The organism is Paenibacillus lutrae, from assembly GCF_009757775.1.
In the GTDB taxonomy this organism is placed as follows: Bacteria; Bacillota; Bacilli; order Paenibacillales; family NBRC-103111; genus Paenibacillus_F; species Paenibacillus_F lutrae.
Genome location: NZ_RHLK01000003.1, coordinates 286,266 through 309,271, shown reverse-complemented (window position 1 = coordinate 309,271; position 23,006 = coordinate 286,266). Strand labels below are relative to the sequence as shown.

Genomic DNA, 23,006 nt, shown 5'->3' with positions numbered 1-23,006 from the left:
GCTAAGCAACAAATGAACGTCAGCCGGCGTTAAAGAAACGTAAGATTAATCTCATCGGAGATCATGCACTGCAGAGCGGCTGATATGTGGCCAGCCGTTCTAGTTCGATAAACGCTTGATAGCAGCTTTCCCGCAGGGGAGCTTTGTAGGAGGATAGAAATCGTGGAGTTAAAAGTGATCTTATTCACGATGGGAGTAGCTTTTCTGCTCGCTCTCATCTCGGGCCCGCTGTTCATTCCTCTTCTCAGAAGACTGAAATTCGGACAGCAAATCCGCACGGAGGGGCCGCAAAGCCATCAAAAAAAGCAAGGAACACCCACAATGGGCGGGATTATTATTCTGATTGCGCTGGCTATTGCGGCTCTTCGCTTCTCGGACAGTAACACCGAGCTGTGGATTTTGCTGATCGCTTCCCTGGGATATGGGCTTGTCGGTTTTCTGGATGATTATATTAAAATCGCATTTAAACGGTCGTTAGGTCTCAACGCTAAGCAGAAGCTGATCGGACAGCTGGTCGTTTCGGCTATTGTCTGTGTGCTTCTGGTTACATCCGGACACAGTACGGAACTTTTTGTTCCCGGATTTGATGTTTCGTTCGATACCGGGTGGCTTTACTTCCCTTTGATGACCATTCTTATGCTGGGCGCTTCGAATGCTGTGAACTTTACAGACGGGCTTGACGGTCTGCTTGCCGGCACAAGCGCAATTGCTTTCGGCGCATTTACCATTATTGCGATGAACAATACCCAGCCGGAAGCCGCGATTTTTTCTGCAGCTATGGTTGGAGCGGTACTTGGCTTTCTTGTATTTAACGCGCATCCCGCCAAAGTGTTTATGGGGGATACCGGTTCCCTGGGAATCGGAGGCGGCCTGGTTGCGGTTGCGATTCTAACCAAAGCCGAACTGTTACTAGCCATTATTGGCGGTGTGTTCCTGATTGAAATTTTATCGGTCGTCATTCAAGTTATATCTTTTAAAACAACAGGCAAACGTGTCTTCCGCATGAGTCCGATCCACCATCACTTTGAGCTTGTGGGATGGTCGGAATGGCGGGTTGTGACAACATTTTGGGCGACAGGTCTTGTTTTGGCGGCAGTGGGACTTTATATGAATGAGGTGTTATAGCAATGAAGCATCCGAGCAAGTACCGGGGAAAGAAAGTGGTCGTACTCGGCCTGGCGCGCAGCGGGGTCGCAGCGGCCAAATTTTTTCATGAGATAGGGGCACAAGTCATAGTGAATGACCGCAAATCGCGTGAAACGAGTCCTGAGGCTGACGAACTGGAGGCCTTGGGAATTTCTGTTGTTTGCGGGGGGCATCCGCCTGACTTGATCAGCGGGGACACTGTGCTGGTGGTCAAAAACCCAGGCATCCCGTACACGGCACCTCCCCTAGTCCAAGCTGTGGAACAGGGAGTCGAAGTGGTTACGGAAGTGGAGGTTGCTTACCGGATTTGTAAAGCGCCGATCATCGGAATTACGGGAAGCAACGGCAAAACAACGACGACCACGCTGGTTGGCCTCATGTTGGAAGAAGACAAGCTTCAGCCCATTGTAGCGGGCAATATCGGGCGGGCTTTGATCGAGGCAGCGGCAGAGGCTTCGCCGGATCACTGGATGGTCGTCGAACTGAGCAGTTTTCAGCTCAAGGGTACACATGAATTCAGACCGGCCATTGCTGCTCTGCTCAATGTCTATGAGACTCATCTGGACTACCATGGTTCGATGGAAGATTACACGGCTTCGAAAGCCAAGCTGTTTGCCAATCAGACGCAGGAAGATAAGGCCATTCTTAATGCCGATCATCCTGTCTGCCAGAGTCTTGTTCATACAAGCCAGGCGCAGGTAATGCTGTTCTCCAGGCAGAAAGTGCTGGATCACGGTGTCTATCTGTCAAAAGACGGGGTTCTAACCTATCGGGATAAGGACGGAAACGTCCAGCCGATCTTGCCTGCCAAAGAGCTGGGTATTCGGGGCAGTCACAATATCGAGAATGCATTGGCTGCATCGGCGATTGCTTTATGCGCGGGCGCGTCGGCAGAGGCGATCGCCAAAGTTCTGAGAGAGTTTCGCGGTGTGGAGCATCGCCTGGAATTTGTATCCAGGCATGGCGGCGTCTCCTTCTATAATGACTCCAAGGCCACCAATCCTGCAGCTACAACGAAATCAGTTGAGGCTTTCGATAAGAAGATTATTCTTATTGCGGGGGGGCTCGACCGGGGGTCGGATTATTCGGAGCTGCTGCCTCTCCTGAAATCACATGTGAAGGCGATTGTTACGCTCGGCGAGACAAGGGAGAAAATAAACCGTGTCGCCCGTGAAGCGGGGTTGAGCGCTGTAGAAACGGTCGATACTGCTAACAGTGCGGAAGCGATACGCGAAGCCGTCCAGGCGGCCGTCAGGCTGGCAGGGGAAGAGGACATTGTTCTTCTTTCTCCGGCCTGTGCCAGCTGGGACATGTTTCCTTCTTATGAAGAACGGGGACGCATGTTTAAGGAGTCCGTGCATAATCTTTAAGGAACGGGTAGTCAAGCCTTCTTCGTCCGCGTCTTAGGAAGCGGTATGGTCAGTCATCTGGAAGCTCTGGCTTTAGACACCCGACATTCTTATTCGTAAGAGGTGTTCCTATGGCTAAGGCACGGTCCGCTCCGGATGTATGGATTCTTGTTTCTACCTTACTTATTTTAACGATCGGCGTTATTATGGTTTACAGCGCCAGCGGTGTCATGGCTTTTCGCGAATACGGGGACTGGTTCTATTATCTGAAAAGACAGCTCTTGTTCGCCGTGCTCGGCATTACCGCCATGTTTTTTACAATGAATACCGATTATCTTATCTGGAAAAAGTACGCCAAAATCGGCCTGCTGCTCTGTTTCGGCCTGCTGCTCATCGTATTGATTCCGGGTGTCGGAGTTGTTCGTGGCGGGGCGAGAAGCTGGCTCGGAATCGGGTCTTTCGGTATTCAGCCCTCCGAGTTCATGAAAATCGGCATGATTATTTTCCTGGCGAAACTTCTGTCCGACAGACAGTCTCAGATCACGTCTTTCACCAAAGGTCTGCTTCCCCCGCTCGGATTAGTGGGACTCGCATTCGGGCTTATTATGCTTCAGCCCGACCTGGGTACAGGAGCCGTTCTTGTAGGTGCTTCTCTGCTTGTCATTTATACGGCCGGAGCGAGGATTCTGCATCTGTCGTATCTGGGACTGGCAGGGCTTGCCGGCTTCGTGGGGCTGATTATTGCGGCTCCTTACCGGCTGCAGCGGATAACCGCTTTTATGGATCCCTGGTCGGACCCGCAGGGTGCCGGTTACCAGGCGATTCAATCGCTGTACGCCATAGGGCCGGGAGGCCTTGTCGGACTCGGCCTGGGGATGAGCAGGCAGAAATACAGCTATCTGCCGGAGCCGCAGACGGACTTTATTTTCTCTATTATAGCGGAAGAACTCGGTTTTATAGGAGGTTCTGCGGTCCTGCTGCTGTTCACCGTACTGGTGTGGAGAGGAATGCGTACGGCTATAACCGCGCCTGATACGTTCGGCAGCCTGGTGGCTGTAGGCATTGTAGGCATGATAGCGGTCCAGGTCATTATTAACATCGGCGTTGTTATAGGGATGTTCCCGATTACCGGGATTACCCTGCCGCTTATAAGTGCCGGGGGATCTTCCCTCACGCTTATGCTGACGTCCATTGGCGTTCTGCTCAATATATCCCGCTACTCGAGGTGAAACGCATGCGAATCGTATTTAGCGGGGGAGGTACGGGAGGGCATGTATACCCGGCTCTGGCCATTGGTGAACAATGTCTTTCCGATCAACCCCGTTCTGAATTTTTATATATAGGTACAAGTTCCGGCTTGGAGCGCGATATCGTTGCGCGTTCCGGGCTGAACATGCCTTTTGAAGCCGTTGAAATTACAGGGTTTCGCCGTAAACTCGCTTCTCTGGATAACGTGAAGACAGTTATGCGCTTTTTGCGCGGTGTCCAGCGTGCCAAAGGTATCTTGAAACAATACCGCCCCGATGCCGTCGTGGGTACGGGAGGCTACGTCTGCGGCCCTGTGCTGTTCGCTGCGGCCCGGCTCGGCATTCCGACACTCATCCATGAACAGAATGCTCTTCCGGGCCTTACGAACCGCTTTCTGAGCCGCTACGTGGATACAGTAGCTGTAAGCTTCCGGGGTACAGAGGGGAAATTCCCCCAAGCCCGGCGAGTTGTGTACACCGGGAATCCACGTGCCACATCTATGGTCAAAGCGGACAAAGCCAAAGGCCTGGCATCTCTGGGGCTGCCTCAGGATGCTCAGCTTGTCATTGTCGTCGGCGGCAGCCGGGGCGCCAAAGCGATTAACGAAGCGATGATCGAACTCGCTCCGCTGGTCAAGGCACTCCCCGGTACTCATTTTGTATTCGGGACAGGCCAGTCTTATTACGATTCGACCTCTGCCCGTATCGTGGAAACTGCCGGAGCCCTGCCGGATAATCTTCAGGTGCTCCCGTATATTCATAATATGCCGGAAGTTCTGGCAGCTTCCAAACTGATCGTAAACCGTGCCGGCGCATCCCTGATGGCCGAAATTACCGCCTTAGGCATTCCTTCGATTCTTATTCCGTCACCGAATGTGACAGACAATCACCAGGAGCATAATGCCCGCTCCCTTGCGGACGAAGGCGGTTCTGTCATGCTGCTGGAGAAGGATTTAAGCGGCTCCGCGCTTTTTGATCAAATCCATAAAATCATAACCGATCCGCTGCGCTGGGAGCACATGGCAAAGCAATCCGCCCGTATGGGCCAGCGTGATTCGGCTTCTCTGGTGGTTCAGGAGCTGAACAGGATCGTACGCAAATCCTAAAGAACTTCACGTCTATGCGGTTTTGGCAAACCGTATAGGCGATTGTCACACTCTATCGACTTCTACATAAACTACACTATAACCGTGGCAGAAACCTAAGGCGAAGCCGTACCGGACCCGTTATTGCATTATTCATGCCGGGCCCGGACCCGGCGCATCTGTATATTCAGAAGCCCGGCAAAGCTTCATCTCCCTTAAAGTTCTGTGAAGGAGGTTTTCCCATGCACCAGTTAATATCAGACTTGCAAGCGGCCCAGGTGGGTGAAATCCTGACGAACGAAAAGCTGGCTCCGTATACGACCTGGAAAATCGGCGGTCCTGCCGATTTGCTCATCATCCCGGAAGATAAACAGAAGCTGGCGGCGACCGTCAGGCTTCTGAGGCAGCATGAGACGCCATGGACCATAATAGGGCGGGGATCGAACCTGCTTATTGGAGACAAAGGAATCCGTGGAGCCGTCATTAAATTAAGCCGGGATTTTGAGAACCTGCGTTTTGAAGGGGAAACGGCGTATGTAGGAGGAGCTTATTCGTTTATCAAACTAACCGTCATGGCCGGCAAGGAAGGATTGACCGGGCTTGAATTCGCCGGAGGCATTCCGGGGTCAGTGGGAGGCGCCGTTTACATGAACGCGGGGGCTCATGGGTCTGATGTGTCACGCATTCTTAAACAGGCTGAAGTGCTGCTGGACACAGGGGAATTGATAACCATGCGCAATAGCGACTTGCAGTATGCATACCGGCATTCGGTCCTGCATACGCTGCCCGGCATTGTGACCGAAGCGGTATTCGAACTGCAGTACGGCGACCGCAAGCAAATTGCGAGCGCGCTCGCTGCACACAAAGCCCGCCGTTTGAGAACGCAGCCCCTTCAGCTTGCTTGCGCAGGAAGTGTATTCCGTAATCCGGAAGGCAACCATGCCGCCAAGCTGATAGAAGAGGCCGGCCTCAAGGGAACGATGATAGGCGAAGCCGTCATTTCTCCGCTGCATGCGAATTTCATTGTGAACACCGGCGAAGCGTCGGCCGAGGATGTTCTTGCCCTCATTGCACTGGCTCAGCGCACCGTGCTGGAGAAATTCGGCGTGGAGCTGCAACCCGAAGTACTGGTGGTGGGTGAGAGGTAATTCGGAGGTGAGACATTGGAGAAGTTGGTAATCGAAGGTGGAAAACCCCTCTCGGGAGCCGTCCGGATCCAGGGCGCTAAAAATGCGGCGCTGCCTATTCTGGCGGCAAGCATCATGGCAGCCGGAACCCATACGCTGCGCAATGTCCCGAAACTGCTCGACATTGAAGTAATGCTGGGTATTCTGCGTTCTCTCGGGTGCAGCGCCGAACACAACGGCGATACAGTTGTGCTGGATACGACTCGTTTGAACAGTTCCCACGTTCCGGAAGAGCTGATGAAGCAGATGCGCTCGTCGATTTTCCTGATGGGCCCTTTGCTCACAAGATTCGGCAGTGTTCAGGTGTATCAACCCGGTGGCTGTGCGATCGGGGAACGTAAAATCGATCTGCACCTGAAAGGCCTGGAGGCTCTGGGTGTGTTGATTGAGGAGAAGGGTAATACCATCATTTGCACAGCAGATCGTTTAAGAGGGGCGGACATTACACTTGATTTTCCGAGTGTCGGCGCTACCGAGAATGTGATGATGGCCGCCGTAGTAGCCGACGGTATCACAACCATCTCCAACGCAGCCAGAGAACCGGAAATCCAGGATTTGCAGAACTTCCTGAATGAGATGGGAGCCGATATTATCGGCGCCGGAACAGACACGATTACGATCCGGGGCATTCAGTCCCTTGCCGCCTGCAGTTACCGAATTATTCCGGACCGTATTGTAGCCGGTACTTTCATGGTAGCCGCAGCAGCCACAAGGGGAAGTGTGACGCTGGAAGGCGTATGCCCGGCCCACCTGAACTCCGCTATTCATGTGCTGCGCCGTGCAGGTGTTCAAATTACAGTTCACGATGATATAATAAATGTGCACGCTCCGATAAGGCCCAGAGCCGTGGAGCGTATCGTAACCGCGCCGCACCCGTCTTTTCCGACGGATCTGCAATCGCAGGTTATGGTACTTCTTTCCTTAGCCGACGGCGTCAGTATAATGAAGGAAACCATTTTTGAGAGCAGATTCAAGCATGTAGATGAGCTGACCCGGATGGGAGCGGACATCCATGTTGATTACAACGCCGCTTTCATAAAAGGAGTTCCAAGATTGTACGGGGCAACCGTTGAAGCGACGGATCTTCGGGCGGGCGCAGCCCTTGTTATTGCGGGGCTGGCTGCTCACGGGACTACGGTCGTGGAACAGATTCATCATGTAGACCGGGGATATGACCGTATCGAGGAGATGCTGACATGTCTTGGTGCGCGTATTCGCCGTCAGGCACCAATTCTGGATGAAACGCCAATTACCAGTGAATAACGCAGTGCCTCTAGTCCCTTCCTGCTTACAGGAGGGGATACGAGGTTTTCAGACTTTCACACATGTACAGGAAACGAGCAGGGGGTGCGTGGCTTGCCAGAAGATAATAAAGTCCCGGTTCTGCCGAACCCTAAGCCAAGAAGGACACGGACGAACCGCAAACTGCTCATGTTGCTGTTCCTGTTCTTCATCACTATACTAGCCGTGCTTTTCTTTCGTTCGTCACTCAGCCGGATCAGTGAGATCCGCATAGAAGGGAACGAAATGCTGACTTCGGCGGAGATAGGACAAGCTGCCGCTGTTCAGGCAGGCGATCATTTTTTTGCGGTCAATACGGAGAATGTGCGCCAGAAAGTAGCTGCTCTGCATATGGTCCAGACCGCCGAAGTGACCAAGCATTTTCCGGGCGAGTTGCGGGTCGTTGTCCATGAGTACCCCCGGGTTGCTTTTCAAATTGGAGCGGACGGGTCCAGGCAAGCGGTCCTTGCCGATGGTTCTGCGGTTGCAGTTCCCGATGAAGATATACCTGTCGACAAACCTATTCTGACGGGCTGGTCGGATAAAGACCCGAATAGGAAGGCGCTTTGCCTGGCTCTGTCTGCTATTCCGGCTGGTTATCTGTCGGATGTCTCAGAGATTCGTCCGGACCCTTCCGAAGCCTATGGAGATAAAATCAAGATATATACCCGTTCCAAGTTCGAAGTGATTACAACGGTCGGCTATCTGCCGGATAAAATCAAGAATTTGTCCGCATATATCACCAGCATGCAGGAAAGCAAAGTAACGTCAGGTGTGCTGGTATTGCTGGAAACAGATGATCACCTGCCGGGCAGTGGTTCAGGAACCGGCGACAAGGATGCAAAAGTCAAAGCTCCCAAATCTTCAAATTCCGGAGACAAGCAGACAGAGGCCACCCCCGGTAAAACAAGTACAGGAACAAGTACAGGAACAAGTACAGGAGCTTCTACAGGCAAAAGCTCCCCTCCGCCGGATGAGCGTAAAACAGAGTGATTCAGAAGGTTGTAATCCGGTTAACTGATCCTGTTACGGGCTCCGCAAAATGTCTCTAACAGACTGGTGATATTCTGCCGATAATGAAGGTGGAAGTTAGCGCAAACGGCATCTGAACCGGGCTGTTTTCTAATCGTATCCTCAGGCATTTCTCAGGAAAATATTACTATCCAGCCTATTAAATTAGTGTTAGAATTGATTTTATGGTATTCTAATTTTACGGTTCATAAGTAGAAATTATAGACTATGAGACTTCTTAAAAAAAATGTATTAAAAAGAGGGAAACAAGCCGTCACGTTGAATAAATGTAGATGACGGGCAATGCCCTGATATCATTCACAGGAGGTGCCAAGGGCTTGAGCAACAATGACATCATTGTTAGTTTAGACATCGGTACATCCAAGGTTCGTGCTATTATTGGGGAAGTCGTTAACGGAACCATTAATATAATAGGAGTAGGATCCGCCGATTCGGAAGGCGTTCGCAAGGGTGCCATCGTGGATATCGACCAGACTGTACAATCGATTCGCTCTGCGATCGATCATGCTGAAAGAATGGTTGGCATACAAATTACCGATGTTTACGTCGGGATTACGGGGAACCATATCGCGCTTCAGGACAGTCACGGTGTCGTAGCCGTCTCCAATGAAGATCGCGAAATCGGCGAAGAAGACATCGAACGGGTTATTCAAGCAGCGAAAGTAATAGCGCTGCCTCCTGAGCGCGAAATTATCGGAATTGTACCTAATCAATATCTGGTAGACGGACAAGAAGGCATACATGAGCCCAGGGGCATGATCGGAGTAAGACTGGAAGTACAATCCACCATCATCACTGGCGCTAAGATGGGCATACATAATCTGCTCCGTGTTGTAGAAAAGTCAGGCCTGAAAGTAGCGGGGTTGATTCTGATGTCACTGGCATCCGGTCAGCTGGCGTTATCGAAGGATGAGAAATCGATTGGAACTGTGCTCGTGGATATCGGAGCAGGCTCGACCACGATCGCGGTGTTTGATCAGGGCAATCTTGTGGCAACGTCTACACTGCCTATCGGCGGTGACTTCATAACCAACGATATTTCAATCGGACTTCGCACGCAAATGGATATTGCGGAGAAGATCAAATTGAAATATGGATGTGCAACGATACAGGATTCCGTTGCGGACCAGGTGTTTAAGGTGAACCGGATCGGCAGTCAGGTGGACAAAGAATTCTCACAGATTGACTTGGCTAATATTATTGAGCCTCGCGTCCAAGAGATCTTCCACCTTATCCGCACGGAGACACATCGCCTTGGATATGGAGATCCGGCTGGCGGTTACGTCCTCACGGGAGGTACCGTATCATTACCCGGGACGCTCATTATCGCCCAGGAAGAATTAGCTGCAACTGTTCGTATCGCAGTGCCTGATTTTATCGGGGTACGCGATCCTGCGTATACAAGCGGAGTTGGAATCATCCAATTTGTATGTAAGTTTATGCGAAACCGCCCGGTCAGTGCAACGCCGAAGAAGCAGGCAGCTAAACCAGCTGCTGTCAAAACACCCCAGACTGAATCAAGCCCTGGCTGGTTTGACAAAGTCAAAAATTTTCTCAAAGAATTTATTTAACGGGACAAGATCAGCTGTTTCTTAGGCTACTTTACCGGTTATGGATACAAGTGTCCTGCCATAGGCCGATGAGTGTTGAGCGGCGGCGGGACAAGCACACCATTATACATCCAACAGAATGACTCGAAGTGTGTGCAGCTCTTAAGAATGCCGTGCCTAATAGGTGCGTTACCCATTTTGAGCAGTAAGCTCACGGAAAGTTAAGTTAGGGGGACATTGACTGCTATGTTTGAATTTGATCTGGATATAGAACAACTGGCCCAGATAAAAGTCATCGGTGTAGGCGGCGGCGGTAGTAATGCAGTTAACCGGATGATTGAAAATGGAGTGCAGGGAGTCGAATTCATTACGGTGAATACGGATGCCCAAGCCCTTCATCTGGCCAAATCGGAGCATAAGCTCCAAATCGGTGATAAATTGACCCGTGGATTAGGCGCGGGTGCCAATCCTGAGGTAGGCAAGAAAGCGGCAGAAGAATCACGCGATATTATCATGAACACTCTTAAGGGCGCAGATATGGTGTTTGTGACCGCAGGGATGGGCGGCGGTACAGGTACTGGCGCAGCACCTGTAATTGCTGAGATTGCCAAAGAGTGCGGCGCGCTTACGGTAGGTGTCGTAACACGGCCGTTTACTTTTGAAGGACGCAAGCGTGCTTCACACGCAGAGCAGGGGATTGCTGCTCTGAGAGAAAAAGTAGACACTCTTATTGTCATTCCGAATGACCGCCTTCTTGAGATCGTCGATAAGAAAACACCAATGCTGGAAGCATTCCGCCAAGCGGATAACGTGCTTCGTCAAGGTGTGCAAGGGATCTCGGACCTCATTGCGGTACCGGGACTCATTAACCTTGACTTCGCTGACGTGAAGACGATTATGACGGAACGTGGTTCTGCTCTTATGGGCATCGGTGTAGCTACAGGCGAGAATCGCGCCGCAGAAGCTGCCAAGAAAGCGATTATGAGTCCTTTGCTTGAAACTTCAATTGAAGGCGCACGGGGCGTACTGATGAATATTACAGGCGGCAACAACCTCAGTCTGTACGAAGTGAATGAAGCTGCAGACATTGTCGCTTCTGCTTCTGATATTGAGGTAAACATGATCTTCGGTGCGGTAATTAACGAGAACCTCAAAGAAGAAATCATGGTTACTGTGATCGCGACCGGCTTTGAGCATAATCCGCAGCCGCCGCAGCCACAGAATCGCCGTCCGGGCACACAGCATATGACACAGCCCGAGACTCAGCAAACCCAGCAGCAGACCGAGCAGCAGCGTGTCAACAACTTGCGGCCGTTTGGTGGACAGCCTGGGGATTTGGAAGTACCTACGTTCCTTCGGAACCGTGGACGCAATAACCTCGACAAATAACTCCATTATGGACTTCTTTTATTCGGAGGCATCATAATCTCCGGGCAAAAGCCGTTATAACCGAAATTCCTCGGTTATGACGGCTTTTTTCTTTTCCCCCAACATGCGACAAAAATAGTTGGCCGACTCCCGCAAGTTTAGACAGACTTTGAAGGTGCAGTTTAATATACTAGTTTCATCCGCTCGGGGGTGAGGAAAATTGGTCGTTTACGCGGATCTGATTTTCCTGTTGAACGTCGTGATTGATGCGGCTATTTTACTCGTAACCGCCAGGACGCGCAGACTCTCCTTTAATCCATGGAGAATGGTTATATCTGCAGCGCTGGGCGCCTCTTACGTAGTCATGATGTTTGTACCGCCCTTGTCCTTTTTGTTTACGTTTGTCATCAAGCTTCTCGTCTCCCTTTGTATGATCTGGATCGCTTTCGGCTTTGGCAGTTTACAGCAATTTCTACGTACTCTAGGCACTTTTTACTTGGTCAATTTTGCAGGAGCCGGCGGTATATTCGGTTTAAACTATGTGTTCCAAACTTCTGGAGATATCATGAATGGAATTTTATTCAGTCAGACAGGTGCAACCCATTTTACCCTGAGGATTGAAACTTGGACCGTAATTCTGCTTGGCGGAGGCACCTTGGTGCTGTACCGGCTGATTTTTGCAGGCGTCAAACGAAAGGAGGAGCTGACCGCTCATTTAGCTGAAGTCACCGTTGTCATCGAAGGGGTAGTGTTTCAGTGTACAGGCTTGATTGATACGGGCAACCAGTTGTATGATCCGCTGACCCGTACGCCGGTTATGGTAATGGAAGCCTCCAGGTTATCGGAGCAGCTCCCGGATTCATGGCTGAAACGGATTCGCGCGGCTGAAGTAGAACAGATCATCACGGCAATGGGCACAGAAGGAGAATTTGTGTGGCAGGACCGTTTAAGACTGATACCGTATCGGGGAGTGAACCGCAGTACTCAATTTATGCTGGCGATTAAGCCGGATAAAGTAATCATCACTCAAAGCAGCGGCCAAGTAGAAGCTACGAAAGTACTGATTGGACTGGACGGCGGTCAATTGTCCGGGGACGGGGCGTATCATGCCATTATTCATCCGAAGCTGGTGGATGCCAGTTAAAGAAAGGTTATGAGTGGGAGGAAGCTGTTATGCGGGTCAAATGGAAATTGCAGATGCTTATTTTTTACTACCGGTTTCTTATCTTATTAGGTCTAAAAGGGGAAGAAATTTATTACATAGGAGGAAGCGAAGCGCTGCCTCCGCCTTTGACAAGGGAAGAAGAAGAATATCTGCTCGGAAAACTGCCGTCCGGCGATGCCGCTATCCGCGCCATGCTGATCGAACGCAACCTCCGGCTGGTTGTTTATATAGCTCGTAAGTTTGAGAACACGGGGATCAATATTGAGGACCTTGTCTCCATTGGAGCCATCGGTCTCATAAAAGCAGTGAACACGTTCGATCCGGAGAAGAAAATCAAATTAGCCACCTACGCATCACGCTGTATTGAGAACGAAATTCTGATGTACTTGCGCCGCAACAGTAAAATCCGTTCCGAAGTTTCATTTGATGAACCGCTCAATATTGATTGGGACGGCAATGAGCTTCTGCTCTCGGATGTTCTCGGTACGGAGAACGATACGATTTACCGCAACATCGAAGAGCAGGTAGATCGCAAGCTGCTGCATAAGGCACTGGATAAGCTGACGGAGCGCGAACGTACGATCATGGAGCTTCGCTTTGGCCTTCAGGACGGGGAAGAGAAGACGCAGAAGGATGTCGCGGATCAGCTTGGTATATCCCAGTCCTACATTTCTCGTCTGGAAAAGCGCATTATCAAGCGTCTTCGTAAAGAGTTTAATAAAATGGTTTAAGCGGGGGCCTATCACATATTGTGGTAGGCTTTTTTTATGAATGTGAACAGAGCAAGAAAATGGCTCTCATTAAAAAAGGAATTATTTACATGAATATCTTTAATTTATAAAATAGAAATACTCACATATAGAGGTGAACAATTAAAATGGGACGGAGAATAAAGAAGCTAACTTTTATAACTATCCTGATAGTTGGAATACCTGCAGGATGTTCTTCCGATAATATCGGACCTCCTCAGGAGAAATACATGGTAGAAGATTCATGTCAGAACCGAGTTATGCAAAATTTAAAAATGGATAGAATGGTTCTGCTTTATGAAAATCAAGATGAGCTTATGAAAAAGCTTAATTTAGCAGCTCAAATCATTCAGTGGGAACGTGAGCAAGCAGGATTAAAGGCAAATGAATTTGCTGAGGTAAATGAAATTCTCAAAGTTCAGCCAGACGTAGTGATTGGTCTGTCAGACCATATCGATGAGAGAGCTTGCAAAGTATCCAAAAAACTTAGCGAGCATGGTATCCAACCTATCCTAATGGAGTATAAGAATGTACAGCAACTGAAGGAATCGGTTCATAAGCTTGGCTTACTCACGGGACGAACAATGGAAGCGAAGCAATGGGGGGATGAAGTAGATAACAGCCTGGAACAAGTTAAGACAGCTATAGCCAAGAGTCCTGTAAAGAAAGTTTATTGGGAATTTGATTTCAAGCCAAATCAAATCGAAAGTGGCATGGATCAAGGACTTACATTGGCAGGAACTCATTTATTGAATGAGCTCCTTACATTTGCAGGGGGTACCAATATCGCTGAAAAGGAAAGAGTGGAACCAACCTCCTCGTATGCGGCCATGAAAGAAGTGGAAATTATGGAGGCTAATCCTGATATTCTATTTATTCCGGTAGGTTCATCTAACTTATTTTCCTATACTCGACCTGAAAAACGTAGGAACTGGGACAAGATAGAAGCAGTTAAGGAGAATCGATTATACGAGGTTAATCCGGAGACGTACGATATAGGCAGACTGCCTGAAACGATAGTTTGGCTTGCTACACATATGCATCCTGATGCGTTTTAATATCATTAGACAATGGGAATGCAGGAATGAAATCTTGCCTGAATGCACCGGAGTTGTTAGAACACCTGGGAGGTCTTGAGAGCGAGGAGCAGATCATCGCACCCCACGGAAGTCCGTATCTCTTACATGAACCTGGTTCGGTATAATCCGTTTCAGGTTTTTTCAATTTATTAATGAGCTATATGCAAATTCGAAAAAATTCTCGATTCATGAAAGCGAATTCGAGCCAACAAGGGCAGGAGAGAGCAATTTTTCCACACTTGTCAAGCGGATAAGAGCACGGATTCAAGCGCATAAAAACGCCGCCCCCGGAGATAATTAACAGTAATGTTTCTCCTTGGGAGGTAATCACCGTGACCAGAAATAAAGTCGAAATATGTGGTGTCGATACCGCCAAACTACCTGTTCTTACAAATGTAGAAATGCGTGAGCTTTTCGCTAACCTGCAAACGAAGAACGACAGATCTGCAAGGGAGAAACTGGTTAATGGCAACTTGAGACTGGTTCTCAGTGTCATTCAGCGTTTCAATAACCGCGGCGAGTTCGTCGATGATCTTTTTCAGGTGGGCTGTATCGGTCTTATGAAAGCTATCGACAACTTTGATCTGGGCCAGAATGTTAAGTTTTCAACCTATGCGGTGCCGATGATTATAGGTGAAATACGCAGATATTTACGGGACAATAACCCGATCCGTGTTTCCCGGTCGTTGCGGGACATTGCTTATAAAGCCCTACAAGTACGCGATAATCTGACCAACATAAATTCGCGTGAACCTACCGTCTATGAAATATCGGAGGCGCTCAATGTGCCGAAGGAAGATGTCGTGTTTGCACTGGATGCCATTCAGGACCCTGTATCGCTGTTTGAACCGATTTATCATGACGGTGGAGATCCTATTTATGTGATGGACCAGATTAGCGATGAGCGCAACAAAGACATGTCCTGGATCGAAGGTATTGCGCTAAGAGAAGCCATGACAAAGCTGGGCTCCCGTGAAAAAATGATTTTGTCGATGCGGTTTTTCGAAGGTAAAACACAAATGGAAGTCGCCGATGAGATCGGCATTTCTCAAGCTCAGGTGTCCCGTTTAGAGAAGTCGGCTATCTCACAAATGCAAAAGTACGTGAGAAGCTGACTCCCGGCTTTTGAAGCTGAAAGGAAGAGAACGAAATGAAAGCCCGGGTCTCCGGGCTTTTTTTGCGATTTTGCCTGTACGCAGTAGTCCGTCTTCCTTCATCATCCTCCCCGAGGAGGATTTCTTGCGTTTAGCAGGACATTTTGACCGGGTCCCTCATATACTAGAGTAAACGGGCGAATAACCTGAAAGCGTGGGGACGATACAATGAAAATATCGGATTTTCAGACGAAAGACGTCATTAATATCGTCGACGGGAAGAAGCTCGGCCAAATCAGTGATCTGGAACTTGATCTCCGGCAGGGCAAGATCGACTCCATCGTAGTTCCTAATAACAGTAAGTTTTTTGGCTTGTTTGGCGGAGGGACGGATATTATTATCCCTTGGAAACATATCGTCAAAATCGGCGCGGATGTGGTGCTGGTCAAGCTCGATGATGCCAAAACTTCGCGGGCTGTAGAAGAAAGTGAAACAGTTGATTATAATCGCAGCAGCCGGGGGTAATAAAAGAAGATGAACGCTTCGTAGCTGCGATTATTACCCGCTTAATACGGGGACAACAGGTCAATATCGATACACGGGTACTTGGATCATATAATAATTTCCAATAAGAAGCAGTCAAATGAGCTGAGTCCCGATAGATTTTGTCGTTCCTTGACTGCTTGTGATACACTTGAACAAGCACAAGGGATGTTGCGCGAGGCGAAACAGGAGGGACAAGCATGGAACCGTTTGTACGTACGAGAACTAACGCAGGGGAGCCTGAGCTGTTTGTGCTATCCGGGCTGCAGGAACGCTTTCCTTTTCTGCAGGCCGGATTCACTTCGCGGCACGGCGGTGTAAGCTCGGCGCCTTTTGATTCGCTGAACATGGGTCTTCATGTCAATGACGGGGAGAACGACGTCACTCACAACCGCAAGAAGCTCGCGGAGGCGCTGAACGTCCCTTTCGGTGCACTTACTTTCGGCGAGCAGGTCCACGGCAAAAATGTTGCCGTTGTCAGCGCAGAGATGAAGGGAAAAGGGCGATTGTCCCGGGCCGATGCCCTTCAAGATACGGACGCCTTTGTGACTGCCGACAAAGGCGTTATGTTGTGTGCCTTGTTTGCGGACTGCGTGCCGATTTATTTAATTGATCCCGTAAACCGGGTTGTCGGTCTGGCTCATGCCGGCTGGAAAGGCACAGTGCTTAACATTGGGGCAGCGACGCTGGCTTCCATGTCCCGGTCATTCGGTAGCCGTCCTGACGAGGTGTACGCAGCCATAGGGCCCTCTATAGGGGCCTGCTGCTATGAAGTCGATGATACTGTTGCGGACCGCATCTACCAGGCGCATGCGGAGATAGGTGCCCCGCAGGAAGATACAGATCGTGTCGTAATGCCTCATAATAAAGGTAAATATCAATTAAATCTTCAGGAATGCAACCGACAATTTCTTGAGAAAGCAGGAATTTTGTCGTCACGCATAGAAGTAACAAAGTTATGTACAAGCTGCGCAACCGACTCGTTCTATTCCCACCGTAAAGAAAAGGGATTAACTGGTCGGATGGCCGCTTGGATCGGTCTAAGAGACGAATAACCCGCTTACACGGTTAGTCTTGCAGACAGCAAGAAAGGAGTGAACCGCAGCTGATGAATTTGCAAGCCCGCATAGATGAAGTGGATCGGCGCGTGGAGGCAGCGTGCAGGCGGTCCGGCCGTAACTCTGCCGATGTGCGAGTAATTGCGGTCACTAAATATGTTTCACTGGAAGCAACACGCGAAGCTCTTGACCATGGGTTGAATCAGGTCGGTGAGAACCGCTGGCAGGATGCTAAGGAAAAGTGGGAAGCGCTGGGGCAGCGGGGGGAGTGGCACTTTATCGGCCATCTCCAAACCAACAAGGTCAAAGAGGTCATAGGCAAGTTTGCTTATATTCATTCTTTGGACCGTTTATCGCTTGCTAAAGAGTTGGAGAAAGAAGCATCCAAAAGAAATATTACCGTGGATTGCTTTATTCAAGTGAATGTTTCCGGAGAAGAATCCAAATATGGGCTTCCGCCGCAGGAGCTGGAAGCATTTGCAGAACAACTGCTTTCGTATTCACATTTGCGCATTGTGGGCTTAATGACAATGGCTCCGCTGGAATCGGAGGCAGAGGCAACCCGTCCCGTATTCAGGCAGCTTAGAGAGCTGAGGGATCAACTGAACGCGCGAGAAATTCTGCCTTATCCTATCCCTCATTTATCGATGGGGATGTCAGGAGACTTCGAAGTAGCCATTGAAGAGGGAGCGACTTGGGTTCGGCTCGGCTCGGTCTTGGTCGGCAAGTCTTAGCTTATTGGAATTTAAGTAAGCGTATCGGGGTCCGTCAATAGCGGTAACTATACCATCTTATCCATAAAAGGAGGAAAATCAGGATGGGCGTTATGAACAAATTCATGAATTTTATCGGGCTGCAGGAGGAAGAAGAGATTGTGGAGCGTGAAAGAATCGTCGAAACTCCAGAAGAACCTGAAACCCCTTTGCAGGAACAACGTACGAAACAACAGCAAAATAAAAATAACATTGTAAGTATTCATTCGCAGAAGAACAGCCGGGTAGTCCTTCATGAACCGCATTCTTTCGACGATTCGCAAGAAATTGCCGATCATCTGCGCTCTCGCAGAACCGTCGTCGTTAATTTGCAAAGAGTTCGCCCCGAACAAGCCGTTCGGATTTTTGACTTTTTGAACGGAACCGTGTACGCGCTCAATGGCTCGATCTCCAAAATCGGACCTAATATATTCTTGTGCGCTCCGGATTCGGTTGAAATTCAAGGTTCCATTTCAGATTTTCTGCATGAAGCTTAGCATTGGATAAAAAGGTTGAGGTGAAGGCGATTGCTTTTTCAAATCTACTCATTAATTGACACACTTGCTCAAATTTACTTCTACATGATTTTCGGTTATGTATTGTTATCCTGGTTCCCTAATGCCCGGGAAAGCTTTATTGGGGAAATGCTCGCCAAGCTGGTGGAACCTTACTTGAGCGCATTCCGCCGGTTTATCCCTCCTATCGGCCCGCTGGATATTTCGCCAATCGTAGCAATGGGGGTTTTCTGGCTAGTGGTCAATGGACTCAAAGTGGTCATCGGTTTTATCTATGGATGGATCGGTGGCTAAGGGAATCTACGGACATTTTCATCCGGATGAGCATGCATTCGTCGACCGGGCTCAGGAGTGGATCGAGAATGCGTCCCACCACAAAGTAAAACGGACCGATTTTCTGGATCCGAGGCAATCGTTTATCGTATCTACATTGATAAATCGGAATCCCGATGTGCAGATTAGAATGGACGGCGGATTTCCGGACGCGGAGAGAAGAAGGGCCATAATAGGACCGGATTATCTTGATATGACGAGTGAGGACATGGGCCTCCGGGTCCTGTCGGTCGAGTCCGGAGACAGCAAGTTCCAGACCCTTACTCACGGCGACTATATGGGTGCCATACTGGCGCTTGGGATGAAGCGGGATAAAGTAGGAGATATTCATGTTTCTCCGGAAGGCTGCCACTTTGTTGTAGCGGAAGAGGCTGCTGATTATTTGCATCTTCACCTGAGCCAGGTTCATCGTGTTCATGTCGCGACCGAAATTCTGCCCATCGACAAGCTGATAGCTTCACCTGTCAGGCTGGAAGAGATGACATTGTCTGTCGCATCGTTGCGCTTGGATGGTGTGGTTAGTGATGTTTTCAGATTAAGCCGGGCTAAAGTGCTGGTTCCCATTGGAGCGGGTAAATGTAAGGTGAACTGGAAGCCCGAGGAGAATCCGAGTGTTCCGCTCAAAGAAGGAGACGTCGTTTCTTTGCAGGGCTTTGGGCGTTTTCGCGTGCTGGAAGTAGAGGGCACGACGAAAAAAGGCAGGATGCGGATAAAGATAGGCAAATATGCTTAATAGGTATAGATGCGAGAAAGGAAGGATTTTTAATCTTTCTGTCGAAAACCTACAATACCCATCAATATTTTCATAACCATACAAACGCTCCAACCGGTTAACATTTTAGGAGGTGCACCATGCCCTTAACACCACTGGATATACATAATAAAGAGTTTGCACGCTCATTCCGGGGCTATGATGAGGATGCCGTTAATGAGTTTTTGGATCAGGTCATCAAAGATTATGAAGCGATTATCCGTGAAAACAAAGAGCTGCAGAATCAAATTTTGGCCCTTCAAGAACGATTGGACCATTTCTCCAATATCGAAGAAACACTTAGTAAAACCATTATCGTCGCACAGGAAGCTGCCGATGAAGTGAGAAATAACGCGAAGAAAGAAGCACAGCTCGTTCTTAAGGAAGCAGAGAAGAATGCAGACCGGATCATTAACGAGTCACTGACCCGTTCCCGCAAAATCTCTGTGGAAACCGAAGAGCTTAAGAAGCAGGCCTCCATTTACCGTACCCGTTTCCGGACCCTTCTGGAAGCGCAGCTGGAGCTGCTTCAGGATGACGGCTGGAAAACACTTGATCACGATAGAGTGCTGGAGCTGGAGAAATAACAACTGTCCTAAACCAGGTACGTAAATGCTTTTATTGAAGACCGTACTCGGAAGCGGTTAGGCCTTTAACTGAATCTATGCAAAAGCGATGACTGGATTCAAGCCGCGAGCTCTAAACTTCTCATCCCTTTGGGATGCAGAAGTTTTTTCAATTCCGCAGGCACCGCGGAAGAACAGCCATACAAATATTCGTGGCTACTAGGATGAATTGAATCGGCTTCTGGATAGTGATGACTGGAATAGGGCACAACAAGGGTATCCGACACTTTGCCAGGCTATCTGCGGGTGTTGTATCTCAGTTCCTAGCAGAGCCAGTACAGCGGAATAGACCGCGCATTCCGCTGTTGGCTGTATGGGGCTGAGCACTGTGACAACAGGAGTGTACTCTATGGACTTGATGGACAAAACCAGTAGCAAAGAAAAAGATGAACCCCTGGACGATTCAACGGAAGAGGTGAGTGAGCGCCGTCTGCTGAATCAAATTCACGCCAAGGTAACAGAAATTTCCGCAAACATAGAACGAACACAAATTGCGGATTACGTAAGTCTGATGAACAAGCCCCGCAAGCTTATTCTAGGCAATCTCATAGCGGGCGTAACCCGGGGAGTCGGACTGGGTCTGGGTATCACGGTGTTTGCGGGTACGATTTTGTATGCCCTGAAAGCGCTGGGAGCCCTTAATCTGCCGATTGTAGGAGAATATATTGCAGATCTAGTGGAGTACGTGCAATTTCAGTTAGAAGGCCGCCGGTTCTATTAACTGGGAGAGAAAAACGCAGAGGCTGACCGTCAGCTCTGCGTATCCTCCGAGTCATGGTCCGGTTCAAGAAGCGGGTCTCCTTCGTTGTTATCCAGATAAGACCGGTAAGCTTTATTTCGAATAATCGTGAGATGATTGCCGTATATATCGGTGGCAAGAAAACTTTCGAAAGGTTCAACATACCCGTCCAATTCATCTGCTTCGATGGCCATGTCGTTGTAATCCGATACCTGATTATCCTCGGCCATAGCGGGGGAGTTGGAGGTTCCCCAACTTTCTACAATTTGCCAGGCGTCTTCTCCGTCAAACTGATTTTGTTCAGAGAGTTCATCCAGGCTGGTTCGGCCAAAAGGCGGAGCTAGAACAGCTTCCTCTATAGGCCGTCGGTCGGAGGCATAACGATCCGGGACATGCTCATAGCAGTACAGTGTCGTTGGAATGGCGCTCAGTCTTTCAAAAGGAATAGCTTTGCCGCATTCGGCACAAAGACCGTAGGTTCCTGCATTCATTTTCTCGAGAGCCAGGTTGACTTGATTCAAATGGTTTTCTACATTCTCCAGCAGCGAGATGTCTTTCTCCCGTTCGAAAAGTTCGGTTCCCAGATCGGCAGGATGGTTATCGTACATGGACAATTCGCCCGTATTATCCCGCAGTGATTCACGCAACCCGAAGTGCTCATCATTCTCAAGTTGCTTATTAAGTTCTTGCCGCTCTGTCATCAATTGCTGCCTGATTTGTCCGATCTGTTGCTCATTTAATGATAGCACGGTTTACAACTCCCTTCGGAAGGTTGGCCAATACAGATAGGGTTTACGAAGGACTCTCTTTTTAATGTGGAAATTCCAAGCATGGCACCCAGTCACGCATCCCGTCACAAATCCGCAACCTTATTTAGAGGAGGAATATTCGTTTGAGGTATTATATTATCGCCCTCATTGTTTTTTTATTAGATCAGGCAACCAAATGGCTTATTGTCAAAAATCTTGCATTGGGAGAGACCATTTCTGTTATCGGTGAGTTTTTCCAGATCACTTCTCATCGTAATCGCGGAGCAGCCTTTAGTATCCTGCAGAACCAGCGCTGGTTTTTAATCGCTATGACCCTGGTCATAGTCGTCGGCATTTTATTCTATTTAAACCGCACCCGCAAAACGGATCAAAGATGGCTCTCCATGGGACTGGCTCTCGTTCTGGGAGGAGCTATCGGTAATTTCCTGGACCGGTTGCTGTTTGGAGAAGTTGTGGACTTTCTGATGTTCCATTTCGAATTCATTAATTATACGTATCCAATCTTCAATATTGCAGATTCAGCGATTGTAATCGGAGTGATTTGCATCTTCATTGACTCCATTATTGCTTGGAAAAAAGAAAAAAGAGGGACGGCATCATGAGCGAAAACAACGAGTACGAAAAGAACAGCCTGCACGAAATGGATGAATCAGAGGCAGCCGAATGGGTAGTTGAGCAAGCACAAGCAGGGGAACGGATCGATAAGTTCCTGTCCGATTTGATGGATCAGGTATCACGGACACAAATTCAGCAGTGGATTAAGGACGGACATGCCCGGGTTGACGGACGCGGTGTGAAGCCTAATTATAAGCTGGCCGAGAGCCAGACGATTGTGCTGAGCATCCCGGACCCGACTCCTATGGAGTTGACTGCGGAAGCCATTCCTCTGGAAGTAGTCTACGAGGACTCCGATGTTATCGTCGTGAACAAGCCGCGGGGACTCGTCGTTCATCCGGCTCCCGGACATTACAGCGGGACGCTGGTCAATGCGCTGCTGTATCACTGCAAAGACCTGTCGGGCATTAACGGCGTGCAAAGACCAGGAATCGTACATCGCATCGACAAAGACACCTCCGGTCTTCTTATGGCGGCTAAAAACGATCAGGCTCACAGTCACTTAGCCGCGCAGCTCAAAGAACATTCGGTTACGCGCAAATATATCGCGATTGTCCACGGAGTTCTTCACCATGATAACGGAACGATTGACGCACCGATCGGAAGAGATGCCAGTGACCGCAAGCTGTACACCGTTACGGAGAAAAACAGCAAGCATGCCGTGACCCATTTTGTGGTCTTGGAGCGTTTTGACGGTTACACGTTGGTAGAGCTCAAGCTTGAAACCGGCCGTACTCACCAGATCCGCGTCCATATGAAATTCATCGGACATCCGCTTGTTGGCGACCCTGCTTACGGACGCAGCAAAGGAATGACAATGGACGGGCAGGCTCTGCACGCGCAAGTACTCGGGTTTACTCATCCGAAGACAGGCGAGAGGCTGGAATTCGAGGCGCCGATACCAGAAGATATGGCGGATTTGCTCCATCGGCTGAAGAACGTCTAAGCTGGTTTATTTTTAGAAATGAGAAC

24 protein-coding genes are annotated in these 23,006 nt (G+C 49.3%); 23 read left to right on the top strand and 1 reads right to left on the bottom strand.

Annotation, left to right across the window (positions count from 1 at the left end):
- Positions 1 to 162: 162 nt before the first annotated feature.
- From mraY to EDM21_RS07370, 21 genes are all read left to right on the top strand, one after another.
- Positions 163 to 1,125: a phospho-N-acetylmuramoyl-pentapeptide-transferase gene (mraY, locus tag EDM21_RS07470; protein ID WP_166541886.1), complete on the top strand. Its 963-nt coding sequence runs from the start codon at positions 163 to 165 to the stop codon at positions 1,123 to 1,125.
- Between the two features lie 2 nt (positions 1,126 to 1,127).
- Complete coding sequence (murD, locus tag EDM21_RS07465; protein ID WP_157334325.1) at positions 1,128 to 2,516, top strand: UDP-N-acetylmuramoyl-L-alanine--D-glutamate ligase; 1,389 nt, start codon at positions 1,128 to 1,130, stop codon at positions 2,514 to 2,516.
- Between the two features lie 110 nt (positions 2,517 to 2,626).
- Entirely contained in the window at positions 2,627 to 3,724 is a 1,098-nt protein-coding gene (spoVE, locus tag EDM21_RS07460) for a stage V sporulation protein E (RefSeq protein WP_157334323.1), read from the top strand.
- A 5-nt stretch (positions 3,725 to 3,729) separates the two neighbouring features.
- Positions 3,730 to 4,848 carry an undecaprenyldiphospho-muramoylpentapeptide beta-N-acetylglucosaminyltransferase gene (gene murG, locus EDM21_RS07455; RefSeq protein WP_157334321.1) on the top strand — a complete coding sequence of 373 codons (1,119 nt, stop codon included), beginning with the start codon at positions 3,730 to 3,732 and terminating at the stop codon, positions 4,846 to 4,848.
- Positions 4,849 to 5,069: 221 nt separating this feature from the next.
- The gene (gene murB / locus EDM21_RS07450; RefSeq protein WP_157334319.1) at positions 5,070 to 5,975 is read left to right on the top strand and encodes a UDP-N-acetylmuramate dehydrogenase; all 906 of its coding nucleotides are present in this window, start codon (positions 5,070 to 5,072) and stop codon (positions 5,973 to 5,975) included.
- 15 nt (positions 5,976 to 5,990) lie between these two features.
- Positions 5,991 to 7,277, top strand: a complete 1,287-nt coding sequence (gene murA, locus EDM21_RS07445; RefSeq protein WP_157334317.1) for a UDP-N-acetylglucosamine 1-carboxyvinyltransferase — start codon at positions 5,991 to 5,993, stop codon at positions 7,275 to 7,277.
- Positions 7,278 to 7,361: 84 nt separating this feature from the next.
- Positions 7,362 to 8,288 (top strand): FtsQ-type POTRA domain-containing protein, encoded by a 927-nt coding sequence (locus tag EDM21_RS07440; protein WP_166541885.1) that lies wholly within the window; start codon positions 7,362 to 7,364, stop codon positions 8,286 to 8,288.
- A 356-nt stretch (positions 8,289 to 8,644) separates the two neighbouring features.
- Entirely contained in the window at positions 8,645 to 9,898 is a 1,254-nt protein-coding gene (ftsA, locus tag EDM21_RS07435) for a cell division protein FtsA (protein ID WP_157334315.1), read from the top strand.
- 225 nt (positions 9,899 to 10,123) lie between these two features.
- Positions 10,124 to 11,266, top strand: coding sequence for a cell division protein FtsZ (ftsZ, locus tag EDM21_RS07430; RefSeq protein WP_068774434.1), 1,143 nt, complete (start codon positions 10,124 to 10,126; stop codon positions 11,264 to 11,266).
- A gap of 199 nt (positions 11,267 to 11,465) precedes the next feature.
- The gene (gene spoIIGA, locus EDM21_RS07425; RefSeq protein WP_157334313.1) at positions 11,466 to 12,389 is read left to right on the top strand and encodes a sigma-E processing peptidase SpoIIGA; all 924 of its coding nucleotides are present in this window, start codon (positions 11,466 to 11,468) and stop codon (positions 12,387 to 12,389) included.
- A 29-nt stretch (positions 12,390 to 12,418) separates the two neighbouring features.
- Positions 12,419 to 13,141: an RNA polymerase sporulation sigma factor SigE gene (gene sigE, locus EDM21_RS07420; protein WP_068774436.1), complete on the top strand. Its 723-nt coding sequence runs from the start codon at positions 12,419 to 12,421 to the stop codon at positions 13,139 to 13,141.
- A 248-nt stretch (positions 13,142 to 13,389) separates the two neighbouring features.
- On the top strand, positions 13,390 to 14,217 hold the full coding sequence (locus EDM21_RS07415) for an ABC transporter substrate-binding protein (RefSeq protein ID WP_157334311.1): 828 nt from the start codon (positions 13,390 to 13,392) through the stop codon (positions 14,215 to 14,217).
- A gap of 353 nt (positions 14,218 to 14,570) precedes the next feature.
- Positions 14,571 to 15,353 carry an RNA polymerase sporulation sigma factor SigG gene (gene sigG, locus EDM21_RS07410; RefSeq protein WP_166541884.1) on the top strand — a complete coding sequence of 261 codons (783 nt, stop codon included), beginning with the start codon at positions 14,571 to 14,573 and terminating at the stop codon, positions 15,351 to 15,353.
- Positions 15,354 to 15,560: 207 nt separating this feature from the next.
- Positions 15,561 to 15,857, top strand: coding sequence for a YlmC/YmxH family sporulation protein (locus EDM21_RS07405; RefSeq protein WP_157334309.1), 297 nt, complete (start codon positions 15,561 to 15,563; stop codon positions 15,855 to 15,857).
- Between the two features lie 218 nt (positions 15,858 to 16,075).
- Positions 16,076 to 16,930, top strand: coding sequence for a peptidoglycan editing factor PgeF (gene pgeF, locus EDM21_RS07400; protein ID WP_157334307.1), 855 nt, complete (start codon positions 16,076 to 16,078; stop codon positions 16,928 to 16,930).
- Between the two features lie 53 nt (positions 16,931 to 16,983).
- On the top strand, positions 16,984 to 17,667 hold the full coding sequence (locus EDM21_RS07395; RefSeq protein WP_157334305.1) for a YggS family pyridoxal phosphate-dependent enzyme: 684 nt from the start codon (positions 16,984 to 16,986) through the stop codon (positions 17,665 to 17,667).
- Between the two features lie 83 nt (positions 17,668 to 17,750).
- Positions 17,751 to 18,182, top strand: a complete 432-nt coding sequence (locus tag EDM21_RS07390; protein WP_157334303.1) for a cell division protein SepF — start codon at positions 17,751 to 17,753, stop codon at positions 18,180 to 18,182.
- A gap of 30 nt (positions 18,183 to 18,212) precedes the next feature.
- Complete coding sequence (locus tag EDM21_RS07385) at positions 18,213 to 18,494, top strand: YggT family protein (RefSeq protein WP_068774443.1); 282 nt, start codon at positions 18,213 to 18,215, stop codon at positions 18,492 to 18,494.
- Positions 18,487 to 19,266: a YlmH/Sll1252 family protein gene (locus tag EDM21_RS07380; RefSeq protein WP_166541883.1), complete on the top strand. Its 780-nt coding sequence runs from the start codon at positions 18,487 to 18,489 to the stop codon at positions 19,264 to 19,266. The genes EDM21_RS07385 and EDM21_RS07380 overlap by 8 nt, the downstream gene beginning before the upstream one ends.
- Before the next feature lie 119 nt (positions 19,267 to 19,385).
- Entirely contained in the window at positions 19,386 to 19,871 is a 486-nt protein-coding gene (locus tag EDM21_RS07375) for a DivIVA domain-containing protein (protein ID WP_068774445.1), read from the top strand.
- A gap of 388 nt (positions 19,872 to 20,259) precedes the next feature.
- Positions 20,260 to 20,631 (top strand): DUF5665 domain-containing protein, encoded by a 372-nt coding sequence (locus EDM21_RS07370; RefSeq protein ID WP_235918087.1) that lies wholly within the window; start codon positions 20,260 to 20,262, stop codon positions 20,629 to 20,631.
- Positions 20,632 to 20,660: 29 nt separating this feature from the next.
- Here EDM21_RS07370 and EDM21_RS07365 read toward each other — a convergent pair whose 3' ends face one another.
- Positions 20,661 to 21,398, bottom strand: coding sequence for a TraR/DksA C4-type zinc finger protein (locus EDM21_RS07365; RefSeq protein ID WP_166541882.1), 738 nt, complete (start codon positions 21,396 to 21,398; stop codon positions 20,661 to 20,663).
- A gap of 143 nt (positions 21,399 to 21,541) precedes the next feature.
- Between EDM21_RS07365 and lspA the strand changes: the two genes are divergently transcribed.
- Positions 21,542 to 22,021 carry a signal peptidase II gene (gene lspA / locus EDM21_RS07360; RefSeq protein WP_157334299.1) on the top strand — a complete coding sequence of 160 codons (480 nt, stop codon included), beginning with the start codon at positions 21,542 to 21,544 and terminating at the stop codon, positions 22,019 to 22,021.
- Complete coding sequence (locus tag EDM21_RS07355; protein WP_157334297.1) at positions 22,018 to 22,980, top strand: RluA family pseudouridine synthase; 963 nt, start codon at positions 22,018 to 22,020, stop codon at positions 22,978 to 22,980. Before lspA ends, EDM21_RS07355 begins: the two co-directional genes overlap by 4 nt.
- Positions 22,981 to 23,006: the final 26 nt, after the last annotated feature.